The sequence below is a fragment of the Salipiger sp. PrR002 genome (genome assembly GCF_010500775.1).
Lineage (GTDB): Bacteria > Pseudomonadota > Alphaproteobacteria > Rhodobacterales > Rhodobacteraceae > Salipiger.
Genome location: NZ_JAAGOU010000014.1, coordinates 37,113 through 55,850, shown reverse-complemented (window position 1 = coordinate 55,850; position 18,738 = coordinate 37,113). Strand labels below are relative to the sequence as shown.

Genomic DNA, 18,738 nt, shown 5'->3' with positions numbered 1-18,738 from the left:
GCTGGGGTGTCAGCTGAGGTATTGCGCCGTCAGCGCGTGCGAGATCGCCGCCAGATCGCTGCGGAAGCCGCGCAGCCGAGCCGGGGTGATCTCTGCCGGTTCCGCCACCGCAAGCGCGGTGCGCAGCATCAGGATGCGCCGCCCTGCCTCTTCCATTTGGTGGCCGCTGGCGGCACGGATGCGCTCTTCCTCGGCCAAAAGCACATCCATTTGGAACAGCATCGAGCGCGGGTTGCCCGCGTCCAGCGCCAGCAGGTCGATCACCGTCTCGCGCGAGGTCTCGACCGAATAGCGGCGGCGGTGGGTCATCACGCTGTCGCCCACTTCGACCGTCAGATCGAGCCCGCCCTGCGGCGCCTTCGCATCGGTGAAAGTGGCAAGGAAGGCCGCCATCTGGTCCGTGCGTTCCAGCGCACGTCCGGCGGTGAGAAAGCGCCAGCCAAGGAAGCGGAACATGTTTTCGTGCACCAGACCCGAGAAGCCCGCGATGCGCCGCAGCAGCAGGCTCATGGCGCGGGCGGCATCGTCGCCGGGGTGGCAGCCTTCGGCGACCTCACGCGCGGTGGCGGCCAGATCGGACAGCGCGTTCCAGCCGTCGGTGGAGAAACGGTCGCGCACCTTAGAGGCGCAGCCGCGCGAGACGTCGAAGAGCTGCAGCAGCCCCGGCGGCACCGGCTCTTCCGACGGGTCGAGCCCGAAGCCCGCGAGGAATTTGGCGAGGCTTTCGACCAGCGGCAGCGCGTCGGGTCCGTAATCTTCGAGCCGCAGGTGATAGGCGCGGATCTGGCGCACACCGATCTCGGCGCGCTCGACGTAGCGGCCCAGCCAGTAGAGGTTGTCCGCCGCACGCGCGGGCAGCTGCGCGGGCTGGCGGCGCAGGAACGGCCCCTTGTCGCGCGGCGCAAGCGTCTCGCTGGTAACCGGGGCGTCGGCGGTGATCCAGACATCGGCGACCGAGCCGCCCGCCTGCATCGCCAGCGCCGTGGGATCGTCGCTGCGCCCGATGCGGGCGTAGCCGCCGGGCATCACCGTCCAGCCCTCGGGCGTGCGGGCGGCAAACACGCGCACCACCATCGGACGCGGCACCAGATGCCCCTCGACCATCGCGGGCGTGGTCGAGAGCGTCACCGCCTCTTGGCCCACCAGCCCCTCGCCCTCGCGCTCCAGCCACTCCGAGACCGAGCCATCAGCGCCGCAGCGGAACTGTCCGCCAAGCGCGGTGCCTGCGTCCATGTCGAAGGGCAGCTTGGTGGATTGGGCCGGGCCGATCATCATGCGGTGCAGGTTGTCGCGCACATATGCGCGCTCGGACGATTGTCCGCACCACCATGTGGCGATGTTGGGCAGCTTCAGCGGTTCGCCGGTCAGCGCCTCACAGATGCGCGGCAGGAAGGCCATGAGCGCACGCGACTCCAGCGCCCCGGACCCAAGGCAATTGACCATGGTGATCGCGCCCGAGCGCAGCGCCGAGACCATGCCGGGCGTGCCGAGCGCCGAGCTTTCGTCCAGTTCCAGCGGGTCGGCGAAGCGCGCATCGAGCCGCCGCCACAGCACCGAGACCGGCTCGTCACCTGCCACGGTTCGCACCTTGAGCTGCCCCTGCTTGACCGCCATGTCCTCACATTCGAGCAGCATGAAACCGAGGTAGCGAGCGATATAGGCGTGCTCGTAATAGGTGTCTGTGTGCTGCCCCGGTGTGAGGATGGCAACCCTGCCGCCCTCATTCGCGCGCAGGTCGATCATCGCGTCGCGGAAGCTGCGGAAGAACCCCGCCAGCCGCTCCACATTCGCTTTGGGGAAGAGGTCGTGAAACACCCGCCCCGTCGCCATGCGGTTCTCCAGCGCAAACCCCGCGCCCGAGGGGGCCTGCGTCCGGTCGCCCAGCACCAGCCACGAGCCGTCGGGCGAGCGGCCGATCTCGAAGGCGAGGAAATGCAAGAAATGCCCCGAGCGCGGCTGGATGCCCACCACCGGGCGCAGCCACTCGGGATTGCGCGCCACAAGGTCCGCCGGAAGGTGCCCGTCCTGCACCAGCTGCCCCGGCCCGTAGAGATCGGCCATCACCTTCTCGAGCAGTTCGGCGCGCTGCACGATGCCTTCCGAGAGTTTCTCCCATTCGCTGGACGAGATCACCACGGGCACATGGCTCAGCGGCCAGCGCCGCTCGGTCGAGCCCTCGCCGATGTGCTGTCGGAAATAGACGCCGGTGTCGTCGAGATACTGATCGCCGCGCGCAAACGCGCGAGCGCGGGTCTCGGCGCTCTGCCCGGCGAGGTGGCGGATCAGCGGCTGCCACGCGGGCCGCAGCGAGCCGTCCCGGCGCAACAACTCATCGGCCACGCCCGGCGGCGGGCTGTAGCCTTTCAGAAGTTTCGCCACCCGTTCCGGCAGCGGCTGTGTCGTCTTTGCCTCCACGGCATCAGATCCCCGGCAGGCGGCGCAGATCGAGGGTCATCGGGAACTCCGGATGGGGCGTCTCGGGCGCGGGCCAATAGCTGCCCGGCGTGTGCCCCAGTTTCTCGAACCGGGCAAGCCTACGCGCGTCGGCCTCGTTGGTATTGACCGGGAAGGTGTCGTAATTGCGCCCCCCCGGATGCGCCACGTGATAGCGGCAGCCGCCCAGCGCCCGCCCGGTCCACGTATCAAAGATGTCGAAGGTCAGCGGCGCGTTCACCGGCAGCGTCGGGTGCAGCGCCTCGGCGGGCTGCCACGCCTTGAAGCGCACGCCGCCCACATTGACGCCCGAGCCCCCCGTGGCGGCCATTGGCACCTGCCGCCCGTTGCAGGCCACGATGTAGCGGCCCGGCTCGGTCGCCGTCAGTTGCACCTGCATGCGCTCGACCGAACTGTCGGTGTAGCGCACGGTGCCGCCGATGGCGCCGCGCTCGCCCAGCACATGCCAAGGCTCCAGCGCTTGCCGCAGTTCGAGGTGCACGCCCTCGTACTCGACCTCGCCCGCGAAGGGGAAGCGGAACTCGCGCTGCGCCTCGTACCATTCGGGACGGAAGGTGAAACCGTGATCGCCGAGGTCGCGCAGCACGTCGAGGAAGTCTTCCCAGACGAAATGCGGCAGCATGAAGCGGTCATGCAGCGTGGTGCCCCAGCGCACCGGTTTGCCCTGAATGGGCGACTTCCAGAACCGCGCCAGCAGCGCCCGGATGAGCACCTGTTGCGCAAGGCTCATCTTGGCGTCGGGCGGCATCTCGAAGCCGCGGAATTCCACCAGACCGAGGCGTCCGGTGGGACCGTCGGGCGAGTAGAGCTTGTCGATGCAGATCTCGGCCCGGTGGGTGTTGCCAGTGACGTCGATCAGCATGTTGCGCAGCAGCCGGTCGGTGAGCCACGGCAGCGGCGGCTCGCCCTGCCCCGGCGCCGGGAAATGCGCGAGCGCGATCTCCAGCTCGTACAGGCTGTCATGCCGCGCCTCGTCGATGCGCGGGGCCTGCGAGGTCGGGCCGATGAAGAGGCCGGAGAAGAGATAGCTCAGCGACGGATGCCGCAGCCAATGCAGGATCATCGAGCGCATCAGGTCCGGGCGGCGCAGGAAGGGCGAGTCGTTCGGTGTCTCGCCGCCGACCACCACGTGATTGCCGCCGCCCGTGCCGGTGTGCTTGCCGTCGATCATGAACTTGTCGGCACCAAGGCGGCACTCGCGGGCCTCCTCGTAAACTGCGCTGGTGATCTCCTTGCAGTCCTCCCAGCTGTGCGCGGGGTGGATGTTCACCTCGATGACGCCCGGATCGGGTGCGACGCGGATCACGTTCATCCGCGCATCATGCGGCGGGGTGTAGCCCTCGATATGGATCGGCAGGCCCAGATCTTCGGCGGTTGCCTCGGCGGCGGCCAAAAGATCGAGATAATCCTCGAGATCCTCGACCGGCGGCATGAAAAGGCAGAGCCGCCCGTCGCGCGGTTCGATGGCGATGGCGGTGCGCACGGCGCCGCCAGCCGGGTCCACGCCCTGCTCCATGATCTTCTGCCGCCGCCCAACGTCGCGCGCCTCGGACACCGGCTGACTGTGCTCGGGCGTCACCTCGGGCAGCATCGAAGCAGCCTCGCGCTCTTCGGCGGCGATGCGCTCCAGTTCTTCCATCAGCCGCGCGCGCCGGTCGGCCTGCGCCGCGTGGAAATCCGGCAGGTCGGTCTGCGGCACGCTGGGGTCGGTGGGATAGACATAAGGATACGCCGAAGGCGGCACGAAGGGCAGCGCGCCCAGCGGCAGGCGGAAGCCCACAGGGCTGTCGCCGGGGATCAGGAAAAGATGGCCGCGCCGGGTCTTCCAATGTTCCGAGCGCCACTTGGGCCCGGTCGCCTTCGACTGCCAGCGCTGCAGCGGCAGGATGAAACCTGCGGGCCGGTCGAGCCCTCGGTTGAAGACGCGGGCGATGCGGGCGCGGGTCTCTGGATCCTTGAGCTTGGAATCCTCAGGCGTGACGTTCATCGGAAGGTCGGCTTCCTTGAGGATCCACTCCACCGGATCCTCATAGGCGGGATGCACGTAATCCCCGCCAAGCCCGAGGTTCTCGGCAAAGCGCGTCATATAGGCGTCGGCCTTCTCGGCATCGGCGCCGGTGGCGCTTTCCTGTGCGACCAGATCGGGGTTCTTCCACACCGGCTTGCCATCGCGCCGCCAGTAGAGCGAGAAGGTCCAGCGCGGCAGCGTCTCGCCCGGATACCATTTGCCCTGCCCGTAGTGCAGAAAGCCGCCCGGCGCAAAACGCTCGCGCAGGCGACGGATCAGCGTGTCGGCAAGCCCGCGCTTCTGCGGGCCGACGGCAGCGGTGTTCCACTCGGCGCTCTCGAAATCGTCGATCGACACGAAGGTGGGCTCGCCGCCCATGGTCAGCCGCATGTCCTGCTTCTGCAACTCCGCATCCACCTCATGCCCCAGCTTGTCGAGCGCCTGCCACGCCTCGTCAGAGAAGGGTTTGGTGATGCGCGGGTGCTCGGCCATGCGATGCACCTGCATGTCGAAGGCGAACTCGGTCTGGGTGTCGGGCGGCGCGGAATAGCCGCCGACGATCGGCGCGGCGTTGCGGTAATGCGGCGTCGCGGCCAGCGGGATGTGGCTTTCGCCGGTGAGCAGCCCCGAGGTCGGATCGAGACCGATCCAGCCCGCGCCGGGAATATAGACCTCGCACCATGCGTGCAGGTCGGTGAAGTCGTGATCGGTGCCCGCAGGCCCATCGAGCGAGACCAGATCGGGCTTTAGCTGGATCAGATAGCCCGACACGAAGCGCGCCGCGAAGCCAAGGTGGCGCAGGATCTGCACCAGCAGCCACGAGGTGTCGCGGCACGACCCTTTGGCCAGTTGCAACGTTTCCTCGGGGGTCTGCACCCCCGGCTCCATGCGAACGATATAGCCGATGTCCTGCTCCAGCCGGGCGTTCAGCCCGACGAGGAAATCCACCGTGCGCGGGGCGCTCTTTTCGATCTTGTCGAGATAGGCCTGCAAGCGCGGACCGGCCTGCTCGGGCGTGCGGTAGATCGACAGGTCTTCGGAGAAATCCTGCGAATACTCGAAGGGAAAGGCTTCGGCGCTCTCGTCAACGAAGAAGTCGAACGGGTTGTAGACCGTCATATCGGCGACCAGATCGACCTCGATCTTGAACTCGGTCACCGGCTCGGGAAAGACGAAACGTGCCAGCCAGTTGCCGTAGGGGTCTTGCTGGTGATTGACGAAATGCGCCGAGGGAGAGACCCGCAGCGAATGCGAGATGACCCGCGTGCGAGAGTGTGGCGCCGGGCGAAGGCGAATGATCTGTGGCCCGAGGCTGACCGGGCGGTCGTATTTGTAATGCGTCAGGTGGTAGATGCTTGCCGTAATCGCCATTCGCAAAGGTCCGCTACGTGAGGGAAACTCCCCACACCTGAGCGGCTTGGCCGGTTATTGTAAAGCCTTGCGTGAGGCCTTGCGCCGGAGCGGACCGGCTGCTGTGACCGCACCGCCCGTTCGGCGGGCGCTGCGGCAGTATCGCTTACGGCGGCATATCCGCGCCGGATCGCCGTCAGTTCACCCTCAGTTCACCGGCATGACAAAGACCTCGCGCACGTCGGCGCGCGGATCCGCATTCATCGCGAAGATGACCGAACCCGCGATGTCCTCGGGCTTGAGCTTATCCGGCTTGCCCTCGTCAAAGAACGGCGTGTCGACCATGCCCGGCGCGATAACCGTCACCCGCGCGCCCCACTCGCGGAACTCCTCGGCGAGATTGCCGCCGTAGCCATGCACGAACCATTTGCTCGCGCCATAGACCGAGCCCTTGATATGCGTGCGCCCCGCCGCCGAGCCGGTCAGCAGCAAGTGCCCCCGGTTCTTCACGAAATAGGCAGAGGCGGCCTTGGCGGTCCACAGCACGCCCAGCACGTTGAGCCGCACCAGCAGTTCCCATTCCTCGGGATCACCCTTGCGCGTGCCTGACTGAGACAGCCCCGTGCCCGCATTGGCGAAGGCCGCGTTCACGTCACCGAAATGTTCGGCAAGCTTGGCCATCGCCTCGGTCTGCTCCTCCAACGAGGAAGCATCGCCGGGCAGCGCCAACGCATATGCGCCGAGTTCTTTTTCGAGATCCGCCAATTTGTCAGCCGAGCGCGCGAAAAGCCCGACGTTCCAGCCATTCTCGACCGCCGCGCGGGCGGTTTCGGCGCCGATGCCCGAGGAGGCACCGGTGATGAAAAGGGTCTTGCGCGTCATGATTAATCCTCCCGTAGCAATTTCGTCTCACACTCAAAGTGCCGGCGGGCTCGCGGTGTTTTCAGACCGGCTGGGGCGCCCGGCGGGCTGACCCGCAAGCTAGGGCGTTTCACCGCCGCGCCCATGAGCGCCGGTCCTGTGGCCGCCCGCCTTTAGGAACCGCTGGCGCAGGATCACGCGGCACCCGGAGGACGGCCGGAGGCTGCCGGGAAACTGCCCGGAGGAACTGCCCGGAAATCTGTCCGGGAATATGTCCGGGGGAACGATTTGCGGGTGCCGGCGTTTTATTGCCGAGCAGCCTTTACTTGTTGACCAGTCAAGGAGACTTACGATGACCCGCCTCGCCGTGCTGACCGCCGCCGCAATCTGCAGTGCCGTTGCCGCCTATGCCGCAAACGAGGCGCTGTCCTCAGACGGCCCCACGGTGATCGAGATCGAAGTTGCTCCGAACGAACTGGCCGCCTGCAAGGCGCAGCTGAAACAGGTGGGCTCCATGCCCGCGGTGGCCGACGATGGCACGCCGCTTCTCTTTGGTGGCAATGACGACCTGCCGCAGGTGCGCTGCGTCGCTGACACCTTCTGATCGGACCCGTTTCCGCATAACCCCCTCCCCGCGCTGGCCATGATAGACGCCGCTTGCTAGGCAATAAGCGCCCGGCCCGGTGTGATCCTGTGCAATCGTGTGCGATCGGGCGGCCGCCCAACCAGAGGGGAGCGCCATGCAGACAAGTTTTACCATCCAGACGAGCGGTCCGGGCCTTTATGAATTCACCCGCGACGTCGCCGCGTGGGTGCATGGCACCGGACTGCTGACGCTCTTTATCCGGCACACCTCGGCCTCGCTGCTGATCCAAGAGAATGCCGACCCCGAGGTGCGCAGCGACCTCACCGCCTATTTCCACCGCCTCGTCCCGCCCAGCACCGATCCTTCGATGCAGTACCTGACGCATACCTACGAAGGGCCCGACGACATGCCCGCGCATATCAAGGCCGCGATGATGCCCGTGTCGCTGTCTATCCCCGTCAGCGACGGGCGGCTCGGGCTGGGGACATGGCAGGGCATCTATGTGTTCGAGCACCGCGAGCGGCCGCACCGGCGCGAGGTGATCGCCCATATGGGGCCGTGAAAAACCGCTGTGAAGGCGCCCCGGCAGCGGCGGATTTTCCTTCTGCAGAGCGTTTTCGCGGCATTTTCCCCACGGAAACCGCTTTTTCCACGCCCTTCATCTTGCGGGTGAAATTGACCTCTACCCAATTTCTGGGCGCTCCCCTATAGTGGCTGTGGATAAATGGGGGATAACCTCATACCTACGGCGGAACGAAGTGATGGGGGAAGGCAATGCGCTGCCCGTTTTGTGGAAATATCGACACCCAGGTGAAGGACTCGCGCCCTGCTGAGGATCACGTCTCGATCCGCCGGCGGCGCTTTTGCCCGGCCTGCGGCGGACGGTTCACCACCTACGAGCGAGTGCAGCTGCGCGACCTCGTGGTGATCAAATCCAATGGCCGACGCGAAGATTTCGACCGCGACAAGCTCGAGCGTTCGATCCGCATCGCCCTACAGAAACGCCCGATCGAGCCCGAGCGCGTCGATCAGATGATCTCGGGTGTGGTGCGCCGCCTCGAAAGCCTTGGCGAGACCGACATCCAGTCCAAGCAGATCGGCGAGATCGTGATGGAAACGCTCGCCCGGATCGACACCGTGGCCTATGTGCGCTTCGCCAGCGTCTACAAGAACTTCCAGGCTGCGGACGACTTCGACAAATTCGTCAGCGAACTGCGCCCCGGCGCCGCGTCTGACAAGTGAACAGCGCAAGGGTGAGAGCGCGCAGGTGACCGACGACGCCCGACACATGGCCCATGCCCTGCGCCTCGGGCGGCGGGGAATGGGCAAGTGCTGGCCCAATCCGGCGGTCGGCTGCGTGCTGGTGCGCGAGGGCCGTGTGGTCGGGCGCGGCTGGACCCAGCCCGGCGGTCGGCCCCACGCCGAGGCCATGGCTCTGGGTGATGCCGGGCCTCTCGCCAAAGGCGCCACCGCCTATGTCACGCTCGAACCCTGTTCCCACCATGGCAAGACCCCGCCCTGCGCCTCGGCATTGATCGCCGCCGGCGTGGCGCGGGTCGTCGCGCCGCTGGCCGACAGCGATCCTCGCGTCGCGGGGGCCGGATTTGAGATGCTGCGCCGGGCAGGGATCGAGGTCACCACGGGCGTCATGGCCGCAGAGGCCGCGCATGACCACGCGGGCTTTTTCCTCAAGACCGAACAGGGCCGCCCCTGGGTCACGCTGAAACTGGCAAGCAGTTTTGACGGGCGCATCGCCACCGCCACCGGCGAGAGCCGCTGGATCACCGGCCCCGAGGCACGGCGCGCCGTGCATGGGCTGCGCGCCAGCCATGACGCGGTGATGGTCGGCGCAGGCACCGCGCGCTCTGACGATCCCGACCTCACCGTGCGCGGCTGGGGCGAGGTGCAGCAGCCGGTGCGGGTGATCGCCTCGCGGCTGATCGACGTGCCGCTGATGAGCCGTCTCGCCTCGACCGCGCGCGAGGTGCCGGTGTGGATCGTGCATGGACCCGAGGCCGCGACGGAAACCCGCCGCGCCTGGAACAGCTGCGGCGCGACCCTGCTGCAAAGCCGCGTCGCCGCCGGGCGGCTCGAGCCGAATGCGCTGCTGTCCGCGCTTGGCGCCAAGGGGCTGACACGGGTGTTCTGCGAGGGCGGCGGTCAGCTTGCCGCGTCGCTGCTGGCTGCTGACATGGTCGATGAGCTGGTCGGGTTCACCGCCGGTATGGCGCTTGGCGCCGAAGGGCGTCCGGGCATCGGCGCGATGGGCGTCGACACGCTGGCCGAAGCGCCGCGCTTTCGGCTGGTGGAGACGCGGGTGCTGGGCAACGACGTGATGCACCGCTGGCTGAGGTAGAAGGCCGGGGGCGCTGCCCCCGGACCCCCGGCGTATTTTAGGAACAATGAAAGCGGGCGGGCCGCGTCCGGCGTTTAGAGTCCCTTTGCCCTGTAGCTCTTGGCGACGCGGTCGATGGCGACGATGAAGCCTGCGGTGCGCAAGTCGGTGACATCGTCGCGCCCGTGCCAGATTTCGCGCATCGACTGGTAGGCCGTGCGCATCGTGTCATCGAGGCCCGAGCGCACCAGCTCCAGCTCGTCAGCGCCGCGCAGGTAGCGCGCCTTGAACGCCGGATCGAGGTTCCAGGTGTCCCCAAGCGCGGTGTCGAGCCGTTCAAGCTCATCGACCACAAGCTGGTGCCGCGCCTCTTCCTGACGGCGTTGCATGCGGCCGAAGCGGATGTGGCTGAGGTTCTTGACCCACTCGAAATAGGAGACGGTGACGCCGCCCGCATTGGCGAAGAGATCGGGAATGATCACCACGCCCCGCGTGCGCAGGATGTCATCGGCGCCGGCAGTGATCGGGCCATTCGCCGCCTCGATGATCAGCCGGGCCTTGATGGCATGGGCGTTGGTGAGGTTGATCACCCCTTCCAGCGCGGCGGGGATGAGGATGTCGCACTCCTCGGTCAACACCGCGCCGCCATCGGCGGTATGGGTCGCATCGGGAAATTCCGCGAGCCCGCCGTGGCGCTGCATCCAGTCCTTCACCGCGTCAACGTCGAGCCCTTCGGCATTGTAGAGCGCGCCGTCGCGTTCGATGATGCCGGTGACAATGGCGCCATCCTCTTGCGACAGGAACCGCGCCGCGTGTGAGCCGACGTTGCCGAGGCCCTGCACAATCACCCGCTTGCCCGAAAGCCCGCCCGAGAGCCCCGCCGCCGCCACATCCTCGGGATGGCGGAAGAACTCGCGCAGCGCGTATTGCACGCCGCGCCCGGTAGCCTCGACCCGGCCCGCGATGCCGCCCGCGTTGAGCGGCTTGCCGGTGACGCAGGCGCGCGAGTTGATGTCGGTGGTGTTCATCCGGGCGTATTGATCGGCGATCCACGCCATCTCGCGCTCGCCGGTGCCCATGTCGGGCGCGGGCACGTTCTGGCTCGGGTTGATCAGGTCCCGCTTGCACAGCTCATAGGCAAAGCGGCGGGTGATCAACTCGAGCTCATGCTCCTCGTATTGCGTGGGGTCGATCCGCAGCCCGCCCTTGGAGCCGCCGAAGGGGGCCTCGACCAGCGCGCATTTGTAGGTCATCAGCGCCGCCAGCGCCTCGACCTCGTCCTGATTGACCGCGATGGCGTAGCGGATGCCGCCCTTCACCGGCTCCATATGTTCCGAGTGCACGGAGCGGTAACCGGTGAAGGTCTCGATCTTACCGCGCAGGCGGACGCCGAAGCGGACCGTATAGGTGGCGTTGCAGACGCGGATCTTCTCCTCAAGTCCGGGCGGCAAATCCATCAGCGCCACGGCGCGGTTGAACATCAGGTCCACGCTCTGGCGGAATGTCGGCTCGTTGGATGGCAAGACGTTCATCGGTTCTCCTCCTGACCAATGGCATCAGGCAGGGGCACGCCAGGGGCGTTCCCAGCCGCGTGGCGCAATCGGGGCACTGAAATAGCCAGATACGCCACCTCTTCTTTCTGAACGATTTCGCCTCCTCGCGAAACCGTTCGATAACCCTCGACCAAGCGATTGTTCTCGCTTTGGAACTGGAGATAGCGCGCGCTTTCGCTTTGTCCTCGACTCCAAAGGGTAAGTCCCACTTTTGCCGCAAGACGTGCCGCATTTTAGCCATCATGGAGCGAAATACATTCCAACATTGTGTGGTGAGTACGAAAGGCCCTGTTTTTACAGCGGTCATAACGAGGGTATTGAAGCATGGAAAAGCAGACTGCTTTCCGCCGGGCGCGTGCCGGGCGGTGCAGGAACCCTGTTGCCGCGCTTAAGCGTGGCACGGCGAGGTTCCTCCGTGACGAAAACGGCAGCTTGGCCTATATGGCTCTGGCGATGTCGCTGGTGATGATGGTGTTCGGCGGCATTGGCGTCGACATGATCTACGCCGAGCTGAACCGAACGAAAGTTCAGAACACCCTCGACCGCGCCGTTCTCGCCGCGGCCGATCTCGACCAGACGCTCGACGCCGAGGACGTGGTCGCCGATTACATGGCCAAGATGGGCCTTGCCGACGCGCTGGTATCCTCCGACGTCGACGAAGGCCTGAACTACAAGACGGTGACCGCCGACGGGCATGTGGACATGCCCTCGCAGTTCCTCAAGCTTCTCGGTGTCGCCGAGACGCAGGCCTCTGGCCATGCGCAGGCCAGCGAGCGTTTCAACAAGGTCGAAGTGTCGCTTGTGGTCGACATCTCGGGCTCGATGGAAAACAACAGCAAGATGGACAACCTGAAGGACGCAGCGGGCGATTTCGTCGACACGCTGCTGGCGGACGGCAGCGAGGACCTCGTGTCGATCTCGCTGGTGCCCTACTCCGAGCAGGTGAATGCTGGCCCCGAGATCCTGAGCTATCTGCCGGTGAACTGGAAGCATGGCTATTCGCACTGCCTCGAGTTCCCCGAGGATGCCTTCGAAACCACCGAGATCGAGCGCGACATCTCTTACGACCAGATGCAGCACTTCCAGTGGAACTACTCGGGCCAGAACACGCTGACCGACACGGTCTGCCCGCGCTACGACTACGAGCGGATCACCCCGTTCAGCCAAGACGCCAGCGCGCTCAAGCGGCAGATCAACAAGCTGACCCCGCGCGCGGGCACGTCGATCTTTCTTGGGATGAAATGGGGCGCGGCGCTGCTTGACCCGTCGAGCCAGGACATCACCGATGGGCTGATCAGCGACGGCGAGGTCGATACGGTGTTTTCGGGCCGCCCGGTTGCCTATGACGACAGCGACGTGCTGAAGACCGTGGTTCTGATGACCGATGGCCAGCACGACCGCTCGTTCCGCATCCGCGACGGGTATTACAACTCGGAATCCGAATACGTTCACTGGAACAAGTACAATCTCTGGTACTACCTCTACCGGAACGTGAACTCCTACCAGCGCGGCAACTTCTATTACCAGAAGTATGACGCAGACACCGGCGACCGGCTGCTCGACAACATCTGCACCGCCGCCAAGGAAAAGGGCGTCATCATCTGGTCCATCGGCTTCGAGGTCGAAGACCACGGCGCCGACGTCATGGAAAGCTGCGCCTCCTCGCCCTCGCATTTCTTCCGCGTCGAAGGGGTGGAGATCGCCGAGGCCTTCTCGACCATCGCGCATACGCTCAACCAGGTGAGGCTGACCCAATGATCGGCTCTGTGAAAACCGCCCTGCGGCGCTTCCGCCGCGATGAGTCCGGCTCGATGCTGGTACCCTTCGCTCTCTGGACCCCCTTCTTCCTCGGACTGGCGGTGGCCAGCGTCGAGCTTGGCACGGCGACCATGCGCCAGACCACGCTGGACCGCGCGCTCGATCAGGCCGTGCGTGAGGTGAAGATCGGCACCGGTGAGCAGTATACCTCGGACGAGATCAAAGAGATGATCTGCACCCGCGCGCCGATCCTGCCCGACTGCACCGATACGCTGCAGCTGGAAATGATCGGTCTTGATATGCGCGAGTGGGAAGCTCCGCCGATGAGCGCCGATTGCGTCGACACGACGCTGTCTGTGACCCCGCAGCGCAACTTCGTAAACGGCGGCCAGCATGAGACCATGTTGCTGCGCGCCTGCTACAAGTACCGCCCGATCAGCCCCGCCGGCATGTTGGCCGGTCACATGCACAAGGATGACGAAGGCTACACCGCACTGGTGGCCACCTCGGCATTCGTGCACGAGCCGATGTGAGGAGCGATGTCATGACCATCAAGAATTTGATCTCCAAGCGCCTGCCGCATCTGTCGCGATTTGCCCGCCGCAACGACGGCTATGTGACCCTCGAGGCGATGATCGTGCTGCCGGCACTGGTGCTGATCTTCACCGGCTGCTGGGTGTATTTCGACGTGTTCCGCCAGCAGGGTGTGAACCAAAAGGCCAACTACGTGATCGGCGACATGCTGTCGCGCGAGACGGACGAGGTCGACGCGACCTACATCGACAACAGCTACAACCTGCTCAAGGTGCTGACCCGCACCGGCGACGGCACCTATTCCGAAGAGCAGGTGTCGGAGATCTCGACCGAGGACGCCTATCCGACCGACCTGCGTGTCACCGTGGTGAGCTACAAGTCGGCCAACAGCAAATACTCGGTCGAATGGTCCGAGGCGCGCGGCGACCCCGAGCCGCTGACCGACTCGGACGTGCAGAACTATAGCGACCGACTGCCGGTACTGGCCGATGGCGCGCAGGTGATCATCGTCGAGACATGGGACGACTATTACCCGCTGTTCCGGGTCGGCCTCGATGCCTTCACCATCCGCGCCTACAGCTTCACCCAGCCGCGCTATGCGCCGCAGCTTCTGTTCGCTGGCGACGAGAACGGCAACAACGGTTGGGGCAATGGCGATCAGGACGCTCCGGGCGGATCGCTGTGCAACAACAATGCAGAGAACGCCACCGACTGCGACAACTCGGATGGCTCTTACAACAACGAACCGACGTCGGGCCTCGACTCCTAAGGCCCGCCTACCCCACCCTCACCCATGGGAACGCCCGCCGCATCACGCGGCGGGCGTTTCGCTTTGCGAAGATTGCGGGATCGCCGATGTCCTGCCCGCATTCCCGCCTTCGAACACCGGTAGTCCAGACAGAAAAAGGCCGCGGCAGGTGCCGCGGCCTCAATCTTGAACCTGCCCTAAACCTGCGCCCTCGGGGCTTAGACCTCGGGAGGCAGCTCTCCCTCACGGCGCATGATCATCACCGAGAGGATATCGGCCATGGGCTTGGTGTCGCGCGCCGCGGTGACGCCGCCCACGGCGACCCGCTTGCCGGTGCGCCACCAGAGGCCCGGCAGCCATGCGCGCGGGCCCGCCTCTTTCAGCGTGAGCGCAAAGCCATTCGACGGTTTCATCGCAAAGGCACCGCGGTCGACCTTGGCGACGTTCTCGATCCGCGCGATCACCGCGCCGGAACTGTCGGTCAGCGCCTCTTCGGTCAGCAGCAGCTCACGCGAGGTGACCCGCCACATGATCTGCGCCACCCATAGGGCTGCAACACCCAGCACGATCAGGAACACCAGCCAGATCACCGCCGCCGGAGGCTGCGTCACTGCGAGATAAATCAACAGCAAGCCCAGCCCGGCCAGCGTGCCGACGCCGATCAGCCGCCGCGGCATGGTTGCCGAGGCGCGCGCGAGGATCTTGTCGTCGTGAGTGTCTTCCATGGGGTCTCCCTGCCTGTCTCCCTGCCCCGGATGCTGCGGATCCGGCCAGCCTCAGTCGCGCCGCGGATCGCGCGGGTAGACCCCGAGGATCTCGACGTTTTCCGTGAAATAATCCAGCTCATCCAGCGCCCGCTGCACCGCCGGATCATCGGGATGCCCCTCGATATCCGCGTAGAACTGCGTGGCGGTGAACGAGCCGCCAACCATGTAGCTTTCCAGCTTGGTCATGTTGACGCCATTGGTGGCGAAACCGCCCATCGCCTTGTAAAGCGCGGCGGGAATGTTGCGCACCTGGAACACGAAGGTGGTGATCATCCCGTGATCGCCCCGAGGCACGTGATTCGCTTGCGGCGACATCACCAGAAAGCGGGTGGTGTTGTTGCTCTGGTCCTCGATATGACGCGCCAGAACGTCGAGACCGTAAATCTCGCCCGCCAGTTCCGAGGCGAGCGCGGCGATCTCGGGCTTGCCCATCTCGGCCACCTGCCGCGCCGAGCCGGCGGTGTCGGCACCGGTCAGCCGTTTGATGCCATGCTCGCTGAGGAAGCTGCGGCACTGACCCAGCAGCACCGTGTGGCTCATCGCCTTCTCGACCTTCTCCAGCGGCGTGCCGGGCATGGCCAGAAGGTTGATATGCACCCGCACAAAGGCTTCGTCGATGATGTGCAGACCCGAATGCGGCAGCAGCGAATGGATGTCGGCAACCCGCCCGTAGGTGGAGTTCTCGACCGGCAGCATGGCCAGATCCGCCTCGCCGCTGCGCACCGCCTCAATGGCGTCTTCGAAGGTGCGGCACGGCAGTGCCTCCATGTCCGGACGGGCGTCGCGGCAGGCCTGATGCGAATAGGCGCCAAGCTCTCCCTGGAAGGCAATGCGGTTGGTCATGTCAGTCTCGCGTCGTTTTAGAAACACTTGAGCCTTGTGGGCATTTGGTCGCGGCTACTATACCTTGCCAGAGGCCAAGGGAAGCCGTAGACCACTTTGCGACGGTTATCTTTCGACGCCCGGACCTGGGGAGGACACGCGAGACATGTTTGATACCATGACCTTGACCAAGATAGTGGGCGGCGTCTGCGGCACGTTCCTGATCTTTCTGCTCGGCGGATGGGTCGGCGAAAGCCTCTATCACGTCGGCGGCAGCCATGGCGAGGAAGTCGCCTCCTATGTGATCGAGGTCGAAGAGAGCGGCGGCGGCGGCGCAGAGGAAGAGGTCGACTTCGAGACGCTCATGGCCTCGGCGGACGCAGGCAAAGGCGAGCGGGTCTTCGGCAAATGCCGCGCCTGCCACAAGATCGACGGCAGCAACGCCACCGGCCCGCATCTTGACGGCGTCGTGGGCCGCGACATCGACGCGGTGGACGGCTTCAGCTACTCCGGCGCGCTCGAGCAGGTCGGTGAGGTCTGGACCCCCGAGAACCTGTTCCACTTCCTCGAGAACCCCAAGGGCGTGGCGCCCGGCACCGCGATGTCTTTCGCTGGCCTGAAGGGCGCCGAGGACCGAGTGAACCTGATCGCCTATCTGGACTCGCTGGGCGGCTGAGCCGGACAGCCACGCAGAAACACGCTGAATTTCAAAGGCCACGGCAGCGCGCCGTGGCCTTTTTCGTTTTTCCCGCCTGCCCGGGCCAGAGGGGGCTCTGCCCCCGGCCGCTGCGCGGCCTCCCCCGGGATATTTGGGTCTAGACGAAGCGGCAGGCGCGCGCGGACCCGAGCCCGCCACAGGCACCCTCGCGCCGAAATCGCGGGCGCTCACGTAAACTCCAGCAAGTTCGGCTTGAATGTGGTCACACCAGACCCTTAGCTTACATCAAGCGACACATCTCATGTCGCACAGAACAGGGGAGACCTCATGATCCGGACGACGCGCCCTGCCGCGGCCGCCACACGCAGCCTCGATCCGACCGCCTTCCGCCCCCTTCTTGGCGCGCTGACCGCGCTGGGGATCGCCCTTGCCGCCCAAGCCGGCTGGGCGCAGGAGGCCAGCCCCGAGAAGGTCGAAGCCGCCGCCACCAGCGAGGCATCCGATCAGCAGATCATCACCTCCCACGGCTATTCCTACTTCGGCAATCTCGACTACCCGGCCGATTTCGACCATTTCGACTTTGCCAATGCCGACGCGCCCAAGGGCGGCGAGATCGTGCTTGGGGCCTCGGGCACCTTCGACAGCATGAACCCCTATTCCCGCAAGGGCCGCGCCGGCGCGCTGACCACGCTGCAATATGACAGCCTGATCGAAAGCGCCGAGGATTCCGTCGGCCAGTATTACGGCCTGCTCGCAGAGAGCCTCGAATACCCCGAGGACAAATCGTGGGTGATCTTCCACATCCGGCCCGAGGCGAAATTCTGGGACGGCACGCCGGTCACCGCCGAGGACGTGGTCTATTCCCATAAGCTCTTCATCACGCAGGGCCTGCCGTCTTATGCCGCCGCCGTGGGCGAGATGGTGACAGACGCCGAGGCGCTGGACGAGCGCACGGTGAAATTCACCTTCAACACCGAGCTGACCAAGCGTTCGCGGATCGAGACCGTGGGCGCCACACCGGTGTTCAAGAAGGCATGGTTCGAGGAAGACCCGGAGAAGCGTCGCCTTGACGAGCCGCGTATGGAAGTGGCCGTGGGCTCTGGTCCCTACAAGCTCGACAGCTACGAAGTGAACCGCCGCATCGTCTACAAGCTGCGCGACGATTACTGGGGCAAGGACATCCCCTTCAACAAGGGTCGGCACAACTACGGCACCGTGCGCGTGGAGTATTTCGCCGATCAGACCGCGTCTTTCGAGGCGTTCAAGGCGGGCGAGTATACCTTCCGGGTGGAAAGCGATCCGCGTCTCTGGGCCACCGCCTATGATTTCCCGCGCATCCAGCAGGGCACGGTGAAAAAGGAAGAGATCGCCGACGGCAGCCCGCCCAACCCCACCGGCTTCGTCTTCAACCTCGCCAAGCCGCAGCTCAAGGACAAGAATGTGCGCGAGGCGATCTCGCTGGCGTTCAACTTCGAATGGACCAACGAGAGCCTGCGCTACGGGCTCTACAGCCCACGCTCGTCCTTCGTCGAGGGCACGCCGGTCGAGGCCAAGGGCCTGCCCGAGGGCAAGGAGCTTGAGTTCCTGAAATCGCTCGGCGACGTGGTGCCCGAGGATCTCTACACCACCGACGTGTGGACGATGCACGAAAGCGACCCCGAGGATCTGATCAGCCGCCGCACCCGCCGCGAGGCGACGCGCCTGCTGCAGGAGGCGGGCTGGACCGTGGGTGAAGACGGGCTGGCGCGCAACGAGGCGGGCAAGACGCTGGATCTTGCGATGATCATCCCGTCGAACATCGAAAGCTCGGTGGAGGCGATGCACGAGACCTATGTGCAGAACCTGCGCGCGATCGGCGTCAACGCCAGCTACGAGAAGGTCGATCCTTCGCAATACACGCTGCGTCAGCGCGAGCGCGATTACGACATGATCTATTCGAGCCGCTATGGCGCCTTCCTGTCGACGGGCGGCGGGCTGAGCCAGATGTATGGCTCGCGCGAGGCCGAGTTCTCGCTGTTCAACCCCGCTGGCCTCGCCAGCCCGCTGGTCGATGCGATCATCGCCGCCAGCTTCGAGGCGGACAGTCAGGAAGAAACCGACGTGGCGCTGATGGCGCTCGACCGCGCGCTGCGCTACGAGTTCTTCATCGTGCCAGACGGCTATATCGCGGACTATTGGGTCGCCTATTACGACATGTATGAACACCCCGAGACCATCCCGCCCTACGATCTGGGCTATCTCAGCCTGTGGTGGGTGAACCCCGACAAGGAAAAGGCCCTCAAAGAGGCCGGCGTGCTGAACTGA

General features: G+C 65.4%; 15 protein-coding genes. 9 read left to right on the top strand and 6 right to left on the bottom strand.

What is annotated here, in order from left to right:
• Positions 1-9 precede the first annotated feature (9 nt).
• From G0A00_RS15260 to G0A00_RS15250, 3 genes are all read right to left on the bottom strand, one after another.
• Positions 10-2,415, bottom strand: a complete 2,406-nt coding sequence (locus G0A00_RS15260; RefSeq protein WP_368667709.1) for a circularly permuted type 2 ATP-grasp protein — start codon at positions 2,413-2,415, stop codon at positions 10-12.
• Positions 2,416-2,419: 4 nt separating this feature from the next.
• Positions 2,420-5,833 (bottom strand): DUF2126 domain-containing protein, encoded by a 3,414-nt coding sequence (locus G0A00_RS15255; RefSeq protein WP_164182677.1) that lies wholly within the window; start codon positions 5,831-5,833, stop codon positions 2,420-2,422.
• A 186-nt stretch (positions 5,834-6,019) separates the two neighbouring features.
• Positions 6,020-6,694, bottom strand: a complete 675-nt coding sequence (locus G0A00_RS15250) for an SDR family oxidoreductase (protein ID WP_164182679.1) — start codon at positions 6,692-6,694, stop codon at positions 6,020-6,022.
• A 331-nt stretch (positions 6,695-7,025) separates the two neighbouring features.
• On the opposite strand from G0A00_RS15250, the gene G0A00_RS15245 reads away from it, so the two are divergent.
• The 4 genes from G0A00_RS15245 (at position 7,026) to ribD (ending at position 9,615) form a co-directional block, all read left to right on the top strand.
• The gene (locus G0A00_RS15245; RefSeq protein WP_164182681.1) at positions 7,026-7,277 is read left to right on the top strand and encodes a hypothetical protein; all 252 of its coding nucleotides are present in this window, start codon (positions 7,026-7,028) and stop codon (positions 7,275-7,277) included.
• A 136-nt stretch (positions 7,278-7,413) separates the two neighbouring features.
• Positions 7,414-7,821 (top strand): secondary thiamine-phosphate synthase enzyme YjbQ, encoded by a 408-nt coding sequence (locus G0A00_RS15240; protein ID WP_164182683.1) that lies wholly within the window; start codon positions 7,414-7,416, stop codon positions 7,819-7,821.
• 212 nt (positions 7,822-8,033) lie between these two features.
• On the top strand, positions 8,034-8,501 hold the full coding sequence (gene nrdR, locus G0A00_RS15235; protein WP_066101636.1) for a transcriptional regulator NrdR: 468 nt from the start codon (positions 8,034-8,036) through the stop codon (positions 8,499-8,501).
• 25 nt (positions 8,502-8,526) lie between these two features.
• Positions 8,527-9,615 (top strand): bifunctional diaminohydroxyphosphoribosylaminopyrimidine deaminase/5-amino-6-(5-phosphoribosylamino)uracil reductase RibD, encoded by a 1,089-nt coding sequence (gene ribD, locus G0A00_RS15230; protein WP_368667708.1) that lies wholly within the window; start codon positions 8,527-8,529, stop codon positions 9,613-9,615.
• A 74-nt stretch (positions 9,616-9,689) separates the two neighbouring features.
• On the opposite strand, the gene G0A00_RS15225 is transcribed toward ribD, so the two are convergent.
• Positions 9,690-11,126, bottom strand: a complete 1,437-nt coding sequence (locus G0A00_RS15225) for a Glu/Leu/Phe/Val dehydrogenase (RefSeq protein ID WP_164182685.1) — start codon at positions 11,124-11,126, stop codon at positions 9,690-9,692.
• Positions 11,127-11,579: 453 nt separating this feature from the next.
• Between G0A00_RS15225 and G0A00_RS15220 the strand changes: the two genes are divergently transcribed.
• From G0A00_RS15220 to G0A00_RS15210, 3 genes are read left to right on the top strand one after another with little or no spacing between them, the layout of a single operon-like run.
• The gene (locus tag G0A00_RS15220; protein WP_255455354.1) at positions 11,580-12,905 is read left to right on the top strand and encodes a pilus assembly protein TadG-related protein; all 1,326 of its coding nucleotides are present in this window, start codon (positions 11,580-11,582) and stop codon (positions 12,903-12,905) included.
• Positions 12,902-13,438: a TadE/TadG family type IV pilus assembly protein gene (locus tag G0A00_RS15215; RefSeq protein WP_164182689.1), complete on the top strand. Its 537-nt coding sequence runs from the start codon at positions 12,902-12,904 to the stop codon at positions 13,436-13,438. The genes G0A00_RS15220 and G0A00_RS15215 overlap by 4 nt, the downstream gene beginning before the upstream one ends.
• Before the next feature lie 11 nt (positions 13,439-13,449).
• On the top strand, positions 13,450-14,208 hold the full coding sequence (locus G0A00_RS15210) for a TadE/TadG family type IV pilus assembly protein (RefSeq protein WP_164182691.1): 759 nt from the start codon (positions 13,450-13,452) through the stop codon (positions 14,206-14,208).
• 197 nt (positions 14,209-14,405) lie between these two features.
• Here G0A00_RS15210 and G0A00_RS15205 read toward each other — a convergent pair whose 3' ends face one another.
• Both G0A00_RS15205 and G0A00_RS15200 read right to left on the bottom strand, forming a co-directional pair.
• Positions 14,406-14,912 (bottom strand): hypothetical protein, encoded by a 507-nt coding sequence (locus G0A00_RS15205; RefSeq protein WP_164182693.1) that lies wholly within the window; start codon positions 14,910-14,912, stop codon positions 14,406-14,408.
• A 51-nt stretch (positions 14,913-14,963) separates the two neighbouring features.
• A complete protein-coding gene (locus G0A00_RS15200; RefSeq protein WP_164182695.1) occupies positions 14,964-15,797 on the bottom strand; it encodes a prephenate dehydratase in 834 nt (277 codons plus the stop codon).
• A gap of 145 nt (positions 15,798-15,942) precedes the next feature.
• Here G0A00_RS15200 and G0A00_RS15195 point away from each other — a divergent pair, with 145 nt between their 5' ends.
• Positions 15,943-16,452, top strand: coding sequence for a cytochrome c family protein (locus G0A00_RS15195; RefSeq protein ID WP_164182697.1), 510 nt, complete (start codon positions 15,943-15,945; stop codon positions 16,450-16,452).
• Between the two features lie 309 nt (positions 16,453-16,761).
• Complete coding sequence (locus tag G0A00_RS15190) at positions 16,762-18,738, top strand: extracellular solute-binding protein (RefSeq protein ID WP_164182699.1); 1,977 nt, start codon at positions 16,762-16,764, stop codon at positions 18,736-18,738.